The 13,253-nt window shown below is 49.7% G+C and carries 13 protein-coding genes; 10 read left to right on the top strand and 3 right to left on the bottom strand.

Annotated elements, in window-relative coordinates; all coding sequences use genetic code 11:
* Positions 1–32 precede the first annotated feature (32 nt).
* From HV107_RS08640 to HV107_RS08630, 3 genes are all read left to right on the top strand, one after another.
* Positions 33–473, top strand: coding sequence for a DUF411 domain-containing protein (locus tag HV107_RS08640; protein ID WP_000758228.1), 441 nt, complete (start codon positions 33–35; stop codon positions 471–473).
* Positions 474–599: 126 nt separating this feature from the next.
* Entirely contained in the window at positions 600–3,047 is a 2,448-nt protein-coding gene (silP, locus tag HV107_RS08635) for an Ag(+)-translocating P-type ATPase SilP (protein WP_182062869.1), read from the top strand.
* Between the two features lie 40 nt (positions 3,048–3,087).
* Positions 3,088–3,285, top strand: coding sequence for a DUF2933 domain-containing protein (locus HV107_RS08630; protein WP_000843494.1), 198 nt, complete (start codon positions 3,088–3,090; stop codon positions 3,283–3,285).
* Positions 3,286–3,318: 33 nt separating this feature from the next.
* On the opposite strand, the gene HV107_RS08625 is transcribed toward HV107_RS08630, so the two are convergent.
* Both HV107_RS08625 and HV107_RS08620 read right to left on the bottom strand, forming a co-directional pair.
* Positions 3,319–4,056 (bottom strand): peptidoglycan DD-metalloendopeptidase family protein, encoded by a 738-nt coding sequence (locus HV107_RS08625; RefSeq protein WP_000287501.1) that lies wholly within the window; start codon positions 4,054–4,056, stop codon positions 3,319–3,321.
* 288 nt (positions 4,057–4,344) lie between these two features.
* Entirely contained in the window at positions 4,345–4,794 is a 450-nt protein-coding gene (locus HV107_RS08620) for a copper resistance protein (protein ID WP_001023257.1), read from the bottom strand.
* 234 nt (positions 4,795–5,028) lie between these two features.
* Between HV107_RS08620 and pcoA the strand changes: the two genes are divergently transcribed.
* The 7 genes from pcoA (at position 5,029) to HV107_RS08585 (ending at position 11,880) form a co-directional block, all read left to right on the top strand.
* Positions 5,029–6,846: a multicopper oxidase PcoA gene (pcoA, locus tag HV107_RS08615; protein WP_000925242.1), complete on the top strand. Its 1,818-nt coding sequence runs from the start codon at positions 5,029–5,031 to the stop codon at positions 6,844–6,846.
* Positions 6,847–6,851: 5 nt separating this feature from the next.
* A complete protein-coding gene (gene pcoB, locus HV107_RS08610; protein WP_074133539.1) occupies positions 6,852–7,742 on the top strand; it encodes a copper resistance outer membrane transporter PcoB in 891 nt (296 codons plus the stop codon).
* A gap of 39 nt (positions 7,743–7,781) precedes the next feature.
* The gene (gene pcoC / locus HV107_RS08605) at positions 7,782–8,162 is read left to right on the top strand and encodes a copper resistance system metallochaperone PcoC (RefSeq protein WP_000025662.1); all 381 of its coding nucleotides are present in this window, start codon (positions 7,782–7,784) and stop codon (positions 8,160–8,162) included.
* Between the two features lie 55 nt (positions 8,163–8,217).
* Entirely contained in the window at positions 8,218–9,096 is an 879-nt protein-coding gene (gene pcoD / locus HV107_RS08600; RefSeq protein WP_229692861.1) for a copper resistance inner membrane protein PcoD, read from the top strand.
* A gap of 54 nt (positions 9,097–9,150) precedes the next feature.
* A complete protein-coding gene (pcoR, locus tag HV107_RS08595) occupies positions 9,151–9,831 on the top strand; it encodes a copper response regulator transcription factor PcoR (RefSeq protein WP_001188930.1) in 681 nt (226 codons plus the stop codon).
* Positions 9,828–11,228, top strand: coding sequence for a copper resistance membrane spanning protein PcoS (gene pcoS, locus HV107_RS08590; protein WP_001211180.1), 1,401 nt, complete (start codon positions 9,828–9,830; stop codon positions 11,226–11,228). The genes pcoR and pcoS overlap by 4 nt, the downstream gene beginning before the upstream one ends.
* Before the next feature lie 217 nt (positions 11,229–11,445).
* The gene (locus tag HV107_RS08585; RefSeq protein ID WP_000723070.1) at positions 11,446–11,880 is read left to right on the top strand and encodes a hypothetical protein; all 435 of its coding nucleotides are present in this window, start codon (positions 11,446–11,448) and stop codon (positions 11,878–11,880) included.
* 257 nt (positions 11,881–12,137) lie between these two features.
* Here the strand turns inward: HV107_RS08585 and HV107_RS08580 are convergent, their stop codons facing one another.
* Complete coding sequence (locus tag HV107_RS08580) at positions 12,138–13,253, bottom strand: nickel/cobalt efflux protein RcnA (RefSeq protein WP_001572377.1); 1,116 nt, start codon at positions 13,251–13,253, stop codon at positions 12,138–12,140.

Here is a 13,253-nt window from a genome sequence, read left to right as displayed (position 1 = left end):
AGGGTTTAAATCGATAATATACAGAGGTGAGTATGAAAAAAGTGGTTCTGATGGCGCTGGCTCTCGGCCTTTCACTGCCCGCGATGGCGAGTGAAAAAGTGATTGATATGTACAAATCTGAAAACTGTGGCTGTTGTTCCCTGTGGGGCAAGGCGATGGAAAAAGACGGGTTTGAAGTACGAACTCACGTCATGAATGATCAGGCGCTGTCAGCCCTGAAAGAAAAGCATGCTATTCCTGCAGGACTGCGAAGTTGTCATACCGCGGTTGCCGGTAATTTGATCATTGAAGGCCATGTGCCTGCGACAACGATACATAAGGCAATGCAGTCTGGTTCAGGTATATACGGTCTCGCCACCCCCGGTATGCCAGCAGGAAGTCCTGGAATGGAGATGGGAGCCCGAAAAGAGGCTTACGATGTTATCGCATTCTCACCGGATGGAAGTAAAAAAGTCTTCCAGCGAATCGAATAGTCAGCGGAACGGCTGATAACGGGACGCCGGCAGCAGGCACTCTTATGCCGGCGGCATTCGTGGTAATCGCATCCATGACATACCCTGAAGACAGAAGATGCTTCGGTATGCATAAGGAGAGTTACTGTGAAAAATGACAATGCAGTGCAACACAACAACCAGACTGCTTCTGAGCAGACATTATCCCCGGACGAGGGCCACGTATTGCATAAGGTGAGAGATCCCGTGTGCGGGATGGACATCCTGCCCGACAGGGCGCACAGCAGCATTCGATACCAGGACCATCAACTTTATTTCTGCTCCGCCAGCTGTGAGAGTAAATTTAAAGCCCATCCCGATCGTTATCTTACCGAAGATGCCAGTGAACATTCCCATCACCATCACCACGATCATCACGAAGTCAGCCCTGATCAGATAAAACAGCCTCACCACCAGGCGGAGAAAGAGAATTCTGAAGGTGTGTGGACATGTCCGATGCACCCGGAGATACGCCGCAGTGGTCCCGGAAGCTGTCCTGTCTGTGGAATGGCACTGGAGCCGCTCGTAGCTACGGCATCCACGGGGCCAAGTGATGAACTTCGCGACATGACAAGACGCTTCTGGCTGGGGTTGTTGCTGGCGTTTCCGGTTCTGGTACTCGAAATGGGATCTCATCTGTTTCCCGCCTTGAGGAATACAGTACCGCCACAGTACAACACATGGCTGCAGCTGCTTCTGGCCTCTCCTGTCGTGTTGTGGTGTGGCTGGCCATTCTTCGCCCGGGCCGGAATGTCGTTACGTAACCGCTCCCTGAATATGTTTACCCTTGTTGCAATGGGCACCGGCGTAGCCTGGGTGTACAGCGTCATTGCAACCGTCTTCCCCTCCTGGTTTCCTGCATCGTTCAGAAACATGGATGGCCTGGTGGCCGTTTATTTTGAAGCCGCAGCAGTTATTACGGTGCTTGTTCTGCTGGGACAGGTTCTTGAGCTGCGGGCACGGGAACAAACCTCAGGTGCCATTACTGCACTACTGAATCTTGCCCCCAAAACCGCCAGGCGGCTGGATCATGACGGTCATGAAACGGATATTAATGCGGAAGATGTTCTGCCTGGCGATAAGCTCCGCATCAGACCAGGAGAGAGTATTCCGGTCGACGGTATTGTGATCGAAGGCAAAACAACCGTTGATGAATCGATGGTGACCGGGGAATCTATGCCGGTTACCAAAACGGAGGGTGACCCTGTCATCGGGGGGACCATTAATCAGACAGGGAGTCTCATCATCCGTGCAGAGAAAGTCGGTGATGAAACAATGCTCTCACGAATTGTTCAGATGGTCGCTGATGCACAGCGTTCGCGTGCCCCCATCCAGAGAATGGCTGACAGCGTTTCAGGCTGGTTTGTTCCTCTGGTGATACTTATCGCGGTTGTTGCTTTCGTGATCTGGTCTGTCTGGGGGCCCGAGCCCAGGATGGCGCACGGTCTCATTGCGGCTGTGTCGGTCCTGATTATTGCCTGTCCCTGCGCGCTGGGGCTGGCCACGCCGATGTCGATAATGGTGGGGGTGGGCAAAGGAGCCCAGGCCGGGGTGTTAATCAGGAATGCCGAAGCCCTTGAGCGTCTTGAAAAAGTGGACACGCTGGTTGTCGACAAAACAGGCACGCTCACGGAAGGTTCGCCTACGGTGACAGGGATTATCAGTCTCAATCCGGGTGGGGAAATATCTCTTTTGCGTGTAACAGCCGCAGTGGAAAAAGGCTCGCAGCATCCGCTGGGTATGGCAGTAGTTAAAGCAGCACAGGAAAAGGGGATCGCAATACCCGCAGTCACTCATTTCGATGCACCGTCGGGTAAAGGTGTCTCAGGCGATGTCGAAGGTCAACGGGTTGTTATTGGTAATGAACTGGCTATGCAGGAAAACAGTATCGTTATTGATAATCAAAAGGCCGTTGCGGATACGTTGCGGATGGAAGGCGCTACCGTTATCTATGTGGCCACAGACGGGGACCTTGCAGGCCTGATAGCTATCTCGGATCCCGTGAAAACAACCACGCCGGATGCGCTTAAAGCTTTGCGTCAGGCGGGGATCCGCATTGTTATGCTCACCGGGGATAACCAGCTTACTGCTGAAGCAGTCGCACGGAAACTGGGAATAGATGAGGTTGAAGCCGGAATTCTGCCGGATGGCAAAAAAGCAGTGATAACCCGACTGAAAGAGTCTGGCCATGTGGTTGCGATGGCCGGAGACGGTGTGAATGATGCCCCGGCGCTGGCAGCGGCTGACGTGGGTATAGCCATGGGAACGGGTACAGATGTGGCAATTGAAAGTGCCGGAGTCACCCTTCTCAAAGGCGACTTGATGATACTGAACAGGGCCCGTCATCTGTCAGAGATCACCATGAAAAATATCCGTCAGAATCTGTTTTTTGCATTTATCTACAACGCACTTGGCGTGCCTGTGGCTGCAGGTCTGCTTTATCCTGTGTATGGAATACTGCTGTCGCCAGTTATTGCGGCGGCGGCCATGGCTCTTTCCTCCGTCAGCGTCATTGTGAATGCGTTGCGTCTGAAAAGTGTCAGGCTCGGGAAATAACACTGAGTGAAGGGTCAGTTACGAACAGAAGGAGTCCAGTATGAAAAGTACCACCTATGCGCTTATTGCTGTCGCCGCGATCGCGGCATTTGCCCTCCTGCGCGAACACTGGTCACATGTGGCAGGTTACTGGCCATATCTGTTATTGCTGGTCTGCCCGCTAATGCATCTTTTCCACGGCCACGGAGGGCATGGAGATCATCAACATCACGGAAGTGAAAACGATAAAAAAAATTAATCCGGCAGACGGGGCCGCGTCGCGGTCCCGTTATCAGTCCAGGTATCGTTCGTAGTCTCTGGCATGCGCAAAGGCATGCTGTTCGAGTTTGTTATCAGCGGGTGCCGCTGCCCGGAACGCCAGAGAGTTAACAGGGTTGTTATTGATGACCAGCTCGTAATGCAGATGAGGACCGGATGAACGTCCGCTGTTACCGGATAACGCAATAGCACCTCCCCGTGTAACCCTGGCCCCTTTAGTAACGAGTATTTTATTGAGGTGGAGATAGCGAGTTTTAACACCGGCTTTTCCCGTTACTTCAACAAAATATCCCATGGTACTGTTGTATTCGGCCCGGGTGATTTTTCCGTCGATGACGCTGACTATTTTCGTGTTCATGGGCATGGAATAATCAATGCCATTATGGGGACTCACTTTTCCCGATACCGGGTTAAGCCTTGCAGGATTGAAAGGCGAACTGAGTCTTGCTGTGGCCGGTAACGGATAATCGAGACTGCCTTTCCCGGAAGTATCGGAAAGGTTATAGAACTTTTTATCTGATATACGATACGCCGTGTAATTAAATGAACCGGACGTAAATTTATAGGCCACGACACGTGATTTTCCCGCTTTCTTTTGCAGTACGAGTTTTAATGATTCATTTTTTTTCAAATGCCGCAGATTAAACCGGGAAGGCAAGGAGCGCTGAAGAGTAGCGATCTCGTTCGATTCCAGCCCCGAGCGGGTGGCTGAAAGGTAGGCATTTTCTTTTACGACATCGGTAGAATACATTTACTGGAATTCGCCGTTAGCATGAACACTGCGGCGTATGCTAGGGGTTTTCAGGAGGCGTGTCATCTGTCAGTTAATCGGGAGCACCGTTGATGGTCGTCATTTTTGTAACATATCTTGTTTCCCGTTTGCTCCTGAAGCTCTGGGAACTGTATGACCAGCCCGACGGTGATGATTAACGGGACTGAAACAGGTTACGGCAGAGCAATATGGGGCTCATGTCCTGCTACGTAACCCGTCAGTAAAGCCCTGCTGCGCACCTGACGCTAAGCACTAACCCGCCTGCAGTTACCTGGTCGAATACAGCCCGCGAAGCTTTCTTGCCTGCGTCTGATGTGCTTCCGCACCGGCATTATTGACCTGCTCATGCACGAGAGCGGCTTTTTCTCCGGCATTCAGTTCGTTAAAAGAAGAAGACGAGGTCTTTGAATTTGCATCACTGCCGGACAGCATTTTTTTATGTTCCTCAATCATTTTCTGATGCGCATAGGACGCGCTGTTGTTCATAAATGAATGAGCAACAATGGCCCTTTCATGTTCATTCATTTCAGAGAATGAGGGCGTGTTGTTTTTATTAACCCTGTCCGGTAAGTTTTCATGCGTCGAGGAATTCACATGACTGACGGCTGAGGCATTATTAACAAATCGATGTGCTTCATGGGCAATATCACTGGACTGAGCAAAAGCTGCCCCACAAAATAAAGCTGTAAACGCAGTGGTCGTGATTAATATATTCATGTGTAATTACCTTCTGAGGTACATAAAAGATGTCCTTATGATCATATATAAAAATAATCAACCTGTGGGGAAGATGACGTAAATGTAATACAGCTATGTACATTACACGATTGTAATGAATTTGTTTCTTAAGGTGTGCTAGATTCATTTCATTGTAAGTGGATGAACCAGTAATTTAATTTAAATCGGTTCTCGAATTCTGTCAGTAACCATACTTTAAATAAGGGAATGCGCATGCTGTTGAAAACGTCTCGACGAACTTTCCTGAAGGGGTTAACCCTCTCTGGCGTAGCCGGAAGTCTTGGCGTATGGAGTTTCAATGCGCGTTCCAGTCTGAGCCTGCCAGTTGCCGCATCCCTGCAGGGTACTCAGTTTGACCTGACCATTGGTGAAACGGCCGTCAATATCACGGGCAGTGAGCGTCAGGCCAAAACAATCAATGGAGGCCTGCCGGGGCCCGTTCTTCGCTGGAAAGAAGGTGACACCATTACCCTGAAGGTCAAAAACCGTCTTAATGAACAGACGTCCATTCACTGGCACGGCATTATTCTTCCGGCCAATATGGATGGTGTTCCGGGGCTGAGTTTTATGGGCATAGAGCCTGATGATACCTACGTTTACACCTTTAAGGTTAAGCAGAACGGGACTTACTGGTACCACAGCCATTCCGGTCTGCAGGAACAGGAGGGGGTATACGGTGCCATTATCATCGATGCCAGGGAGCCAGAACCGTTTGCTTACGATCGTGAGCATGTGGTCATGTTGTCTGACTGGACCGATGAAAATCCTCACAGCCTGCTGAAAAAATTAAAAAAACAGTCGGATTACTACAATTTCAATAAACCAACCGTTGGCTCTTTTTTCCGCGACGTGAATACCAGGGGGCTGTCAGCCACCATTGCCGATCGGAAAATGTGGGCTGAAATGAAAATGAATCCGACTGACCTCGCGGATGTCAGTGGCTACACCTACACCTATCTCATGAACGGGCAGGCCCCGCTGAAAAACTGGACCGGACTGTTCCGTCCCGGTGAAAAGATACGCTTACGGTTTATCAACGGCTCGGCAATGACCTATTTCGATATCCGTATCCCCGGGCTGAAAATGACGGTCGTGGCTGCAGATGGCCAGTATGTAAACCCGGTTACCGTTGACGAATTCAGGATTGCCGTTGCCGAAACCTATGATGTCATTGTGGAGCCTCAGGGTGAGGCCTATACCATCTTCGCACAATCCATGGACAGGACCGGTTACGCTCGAGGGACACTGGCCACGAGAGAGGGGTTAAGTGCTGCCGTTCCCCCCCTCGATCCCCGTCCTCTGTTGACCATGGAAGATATGGGTATGGGGGGAATGGGACATGATATGGCAGGAATGGACCACAGCCAGATGGGAGGCATGGATAACAGCGGAGAGATGATGTCTATGGACGGTGCTGACCTTCCGGATAGCGGGACATCCTCCGCGCCCATGGATCACAGCAGCATGGCCGGTATGGATCATTCCCGGATGGCCGGAATGCCGGGTATGCAAAGTCATCCTGCGTCAGAAACGGATAACCCACTGGTTGATATGCAGGCGATGAGCGTCTCTCCGAAATTAAATGATCCGGGTATTGGTCTTCGAAATAACGGAAGAAAGGTTCTCACGTACGCGGATTTGAAAAGCCGCTTTGAGGATCCTGACGGACGTGAACCTGGCCGTACCATAGAACTGCATTTAACCGGCCACATGGAAAAGTTTGCCTGGTCATTTAACGGAATCAAGTTTTCAGATGCCGCACCGGTGCTGCTGAAATACGGTGAGCGGCTCAGGATCACGCTGATCAACGATACCATGATGACTCACCCCATTCACCTGCATGGTATGTGGAGCGATCTGGAAGATGAAAACGGTAATTTCATGGTTCGTAAACACACAATAGATGTTCCCCCTGGTACAAAACGCAGTTACAGAGTGACAGCAGATGCGCTTGGCCGCTGGGCGTATCACTGCCATTTGCTCTATCACATGGAAATGGGAATGTTTCGTGAAGTCCGGGTGGAGGAATGATGCGAATGAAGAGAAATTTGAAGGCCATACCTGTTCTGGTCGCCGGTTTGTTTACCTCACCGCTTTCTATTGCGGCGGGCTCCGTCTCTGCAGATCCCCACGCCGGGCACGACATGTCTGCCATGCAGATGCCAGCAGATGAGAATTTCACTGAGATGACGTCAATGGAGCCCATTGTAACTGAGAGCAGAACGCCAATTCCGCCTGTTACCGATGCCGACCGGAAGGCTGCATTCGGCAATTTACAGGGGCATGCGATTCACGACAGTGCGATTAATTATCTGGTTCTGCTGGATCAACTGGAATGGCAACGGTCGGATAACACCAACAATTTCAGCTGGAGTGTTAACAGCTGGATTGGAGGCGACACAGATCGGATTTGGCTAAAGAGTGAAGGTGAACGAAGCAATGGGGAAACGGAGGCGGCTGAAGCGCAGTTACTCTGGGGACATGCGGTTGGCCCATGGTGGGATTTGGTTGCGGGTGTCAGGCAGGATTTCAGACCTGCTTCTGCCCGGACCTGGGCTGCTGTCGGTTTTCAGGGGCTGGCACTCTATAATTTTGAGTCTGAAATTACGGGTTTTGTCAGTAATGGCGGAAAAGCAGCCCTTCGTCTGGGAGGAGAATACGACGTTTTACTGACTAACCGGCTCATACTCCAGCCATCCTATGAGGTGAATTTCTACAGTCAGGATGATGAATCGCGGGGTCGCGGCAGGGGACTGACTGACACAGAGCTGGGGCTCCGGCTGCGCTATGAAATACGCCGTGAGTTTGCACCCTATATAGGCGTTTCCTGGAATCAACTTTACGGGAAAACATCCGATATGGCGAAAAGAGAAGGTGAGAAAGACCATCAGGTAGTATTCCTGGCGGGAGCCAGAATCTGGTTTTAACGCACTGATATAAAACACTCAACTAAACAGGTAAATAAAATGTCGATTTTAAATAAAGCCATTCTTACAGGTGGCCTCGTTATGGGCGTTGCTTTCTCTGCTATGGCCCATCCGGAATTAAAAAGCTCTGTGCCACAGGCTGATTCAGCCGTAGCGGCCCCGGAAAAGATTCAGCTTAATTTCTCGGAAAATCTGACCGTGAAATTCTCAGGTGCAAAATTAACGATGACGGGTATGAAAGGCATGTCATCACATTCTCCGATGCCGGTCGCGGCAAAAGTGGCGCCAGGCGCTGACCCTAAATCGATGGTCATTATTCCGCGAGAGCCTTTACCCGCTGGCACTTATCGTGTTGACTGGCGCGCGGTTTCTTCAGATACGCACCCTATTACCGGTAATTACACCTTTACAGTGAAGTAATATTATGAACGACCTGATTATGATTGTTATTCGTTTTCTTCTTTATCTGGATTTGATGGTAATATTTGGATTGCCATTTTTTCAGATATATGGAATAAGCGGTGTCAGACATGAAACCTATAACCTGACTAATTTCAGGTCGTTTATAACCTTTGCTGTTGTTACAGGCATCATTCTTACTGGCATTAATATGCTCCTGGTATCTAATGCCATGAGTGGAGTAACTGACCTCAGAGAATTATCCATCCATGTTATCGAGATGGTGATAGAAGAAACTGATGTGGGTATTAGCTGGATTGTCAGGCTCTGTGCCCTGTTTACCACACTCGGTGCTTTGTTCCTTTACACTAATAAGAGAGTATTGTCCTGCCTGCTGATGACGATGAGTGGGGGCGTGGCGCTGGCTACACTTGCCTGGGGAGGACACGCCGTTATGCATGACGGTCTGCATTACTATCTCCATTTACTGAGCGATCTGACCCATCTCGGTGCTGCAGGTGCCTGGACAGGTGCTCTGGTTGCATTTGCTATCCTGCTGATGCGCAGAAACGAGCATAATGCACAGAGCGTCATTGTGATATCTGACTCCCTGGCAAAATTTGCCACGGCAGGAACGGTGATTGTTGTAGCCCTGATCCTGAGTGCGCTGGTCAACTATCTGTATATTGCTGAGGGTAACTTAACTCCCTTATTCAACAGTTCCTGGGGGAGGATATTGCTTGCCAAGACGGCTCTGTTTGTTCTGATGCTTCTTCTGGCTGCAGCAAACCGGTTTCACCTGGGTCCCCGGCTTGAAGTTATGGTCAGGGAAGGGAATTATGATCGCAGCGTTGCCCTGATGCGAAACAGCATCCTGACAGAATTCGTTGTTGCGATTATCATTCTGGGCGCCGTAGCGTGGCTCGGAATGCTTGCTCCGTCTCAGGTCAGCTAGGGGACAGCCAAAGCTCATGCGTGAGATTTTTACTTTCATATCAGCGAGTTGACCATGCAGCGTATTTTAATCGTTGAAGACGAACAAAAAACAGGTCGTTACCTGCAGCAGGGACTGGTTGAGGAAGGCTATCAGGCCGATCTCTTTAATAATGGCCGCGATGGTCTCGGGGCCGCGTCGAAGGGACAGTATGATTTGATAATACTGGACGTGATGCTGCCTTTCCTCGACGGGTGGCAAATCATCAGCGCACTGAGGGAGTCCGGGCACGAAGAACCGGTCCTGTTTTTAACCGCAAAGGACAACGTGCGGGACAAAGTGAAAGGACTGGAGCTTGGCGCAGATGACTACCTGATTAAGCCCTTTGATTTTACGGAGCTGGTTGCACGTGTAAGAACCCTACTGCGCCGGGCACGCTCGCAGGCCGCAACAGTCTGCACCATCGCCGATATGACCGTTGATATGGTGCGCCGGACCGTGATCCGTTCGGGGAAGAAGATCCATCTCACCGGTAAAGAATACGTTCTGCTTGAGTTGCTGCTGCAACGCACCGGAGAAGTGTTACCCAGGAGTCTTATCTCGTCCCTGGTCTGGAACATGAATTTTGACAGTGATACGAATGTGATTGATGTCGCCGTGAGACGTCTGAGAAGTAAAATTGATGATGACTTTGAGCCAAAACTGATCCATACCGTTCGCGGTGCCGGATATGTCCTGGAGATCAGAGAAGAGTGAGGTTCAAAATTTCCCTGACCACACGCCTGAGCCTGATTTTTTCTGCGGTGATGCTTACGGTATGGTGGTTATCAAGTTTTATCCTGATTAGCACCCTTAATGGCTATTTCGATAATCAGGACCGCGATTTTCTGACAGGTAAACTTCAGCTCACCGAAGAGTTTCTTAAAACAGAGACGTTCCGGAACAAAACGGATATTAAGTCATTATCAGAAAAAATAAACGATGCGATGGTAGGGCACAATGGTTTATTCATTTCTATAAAAAACATGGAAAATGAAAAAATTGTTGAACTCTATGCCAAAAATTCTGTTGTTCCAGCGGTCCTGCTTAATAAGTCGGGTGATATTCTCGACTATATGATCCAGACGGAAGAAAATAACACCGTGTACCGCAGTATCTCGCGGCGGGTTGCCGTGACGCCGGAACAGGGTAAAAGCAAACATGTCATCATTACGGTTGCCACGGATACTGGGTATCACACCCTGTTTATGGACAAACTCAGTACCTGGCTGTTCTGGTTCAATATCGGTCTGGTCTTTATTTCTGTTTTTCTGGGCTGGCTGACCACACGTATTGGTCTGAAACCGTTACGGGAAATGACCAGTCTGGCTTCCTCCATGACTGTACACAGCCTGGATCAGCGTCTAAATCCCGATCTGGCTCCGCCGGAAATCTCTGAGACCATGCAGGAGTTCAATAATATGTTTGATCGCCTGGAGGGGGCATTCCGGAAACTGTCAGATTTCTCGTCTGACATCGCGCATGAGCTGCGCACACCAGTCAGTAATCTGATGATGCAGACGCAGTTTGCACTGGCTAAGGAAAGGGATGTTTCGCATTACCGCGAAATTTTATTCGCTAACCTGGAAGAACTGAAAAGGTTGTCACGAATGACCAGTGACATGCTTTTTCTGGCACGTTCAGAGCATGGTCTGCTGCGGCTGGATAAACATGATGTGGATCTGGCAGCCGAACTGAATGAATTACGTGAGTTGTTCGAGCCCCTGGCAGACGAAACAGGAAAGACAATCACGGTTGAAGGAGAGGGCGTTGTTGCCGGAGACAGCGATATGCTCCGACGTGCTTTCAGTAACCTGCTTTCCAATGCAATCAAGTATTCTCCCGATAACACCTGTACAGCGATACACCTTGAGCGTGACAGTGACTGTGTGAACGTGATGATTACGAATACGATGTCCGGCCAGGTTCCCGCTAATCTGGAACGTTTGTTTGACCGGTTCTATCGCGCAGACTCATCAAGGTTCTACAACACGGAAGGCGCGGGGCTGGGATTATCAATTACAAGGTCGATCATTCATGCTCACGGCGGCGAGCTGTCAGCAGAACAGCAGGGGCGGGAAATTGTGTTCAAAGTGCGCCTGTTAATGGATTAATCCCGTTCTTCAGGAGAAACCTGGAAGGTGACAAAATTGTCATCATTCAGTCACGCGATAAACAGAGGCGGTTTTTTATAATCATACATAAATCAGGAGCAGAGTGATAACGCAATCGCCTGGTTCCTGGAGTGATGAATAACCCGCCCTGAGATCAAATGCTTTCTCTGTTATAAGCCGTTGATTGTTTGGGTATGAAAACACCGGAGACCCAACCATGAAAAAGATCCTTGTATCATTTGTTGCCATTATGGCTGTCGCTTCATCCGCCATGGCTGCAGAGACAATGAACATGCATGACCAGGTAAATAATGCCCAGGCACCCGCCCATCAGATGCAGTCAACCTCTGAAAAAAGCGCTGTTCAGGGAGACAGTATGACAATGATGGATATGAGCGGACACGATCAGGCTGCAATGTCCCATGAAATGATGCAAAACGGCAACGCTTCTGCCCACCAGGACATGGCGGAGATGCATAAAAAAATGATGAAAGGCAAACCAGGGGCCACCAACGAATCAGCAACGTCATTTTCAGAAATGAACGAGCATGAAAAAGCCGCTGTTGTGCACGAGAAGGCGAATAATGGTCAGTCTTCCGTTATTCATCAGCAGCAGGCTGAAAAGCATCGCAGCCAGATCACCCAGAATTAACCCGCAGCTCCACTTGTTAGACCCTCATTTGACGCCGAAGTCACTGGCTTACGCTCCCATTCGGGAGCGTTTTTTTTATTCTTTCATTTATCATTGAGTCTTATGGGAATGGATTTAATCAGTTACTTAATCCCTGCCTCAGCAACAAGTCCCGGAAAGAGCAGCTTTATATTCCGGGTTTTTCTGCTCATAACCTCAACGGTGGCGCTTAGGATGTACTTTGTAAGTACCCAGAGTGTGTGTCATCAGTACCGGTGTTAATGCACCAGCCCATTCCAGCCATGTATACCCATGTAAATCCCAACAGCAGCAATCAGGGCGCTTGAAATATAGGGGGCTCTTCTGGCGATGGTATTGAAGCCACTCCAGCGTTTGGCGACCTGACGAACGCTGATCGCCGCACCCACTCCAACCGTTACGAGGGTCAATGCCAGGCCGATACTGAAACAAACAACCAGTGTGGCACCCAGCGTAAGCGCTTTAAGCTGAAGGCAGATCAACAATACAGTTATAGCTGCCGGGCAAGGGATAAGCCCTCCTGTCAGTCCAAATATCAGGATTTGCCCGTTGGTTACTTCTTTCCCGTCGAAGCGGCGTTTTATGTCATTGGCATGAGCCAGTTCGTGAGCGTCCTGATACTCTTTCGAATTCACATCCAGCCCATCAAGCTCAGAGTGGTCATGGTCATGGTCGTGTTCAGCGAACGCCACATCATAGTCATGGACATGACCACGATGTCCCAGAGACAGACGTACGTTGAAACTGTGAGGCTCAGGGATGGGAGATGTTGACTCCAGATAATCACCATGATCAACAAATTCAAAAGTCTGAGAGATCGTACTGTTTTCCCGAAGTGTGGTTAATGAGATATCTTCAGAAGCCCATCTTTGGCCACTAAGAGTGCGTAGCCGCCAGTGGGGAAGTTGTCCTTCTTCAAAAATGGACAGTTCAACTTTTCCATGGCCAGTATCGATCAACCTTGTTTCGTCATGGTGATGATGTTCATTCTCCTGCATTCCCTCCAGCCAGTTTTTCTCACCGCTCCAGGTTCGCCAGAACATCCAAAAAGCCGTACCAAGGATGATCACTGAAGAGACCATCTGTAGCCAGGGTTCGGCTGATTCTGCGGTAAATTTATTACTGATATACATCCCTCCAAAAGCAATCAGCCATACGACTGCAGTGTGCGACAATGTTGCCGCGACACCCAGCATCACGGCCTGACGTACGGTGCCTTTTATAGCAATGATGAATGCTGCCATCATTGTTTTGGAGTGCCCGGGCTCCAGTCCATGAAGCGCGCCAAGCAGAATGGCGCTGGGGATGAAAAACCATGCGTTGCCTTGCTGAAGAAGTGTCGTAAATTCGTTCAT

The organism is Enterobacter sp. RHBSTW-00175, from assembly GCF_013927005.1.
Lineage (GTDB): Bacteria > Pseudomonadota > Gammaproteobacteria > Enterobacterales > Enterobacteriaceae > Enterobacter.
The sequence above is the reverse complement of the archived record's forward strand: the minus strand, read 5'-3'. Positions and strand labels throughout refer to the sequence as shown.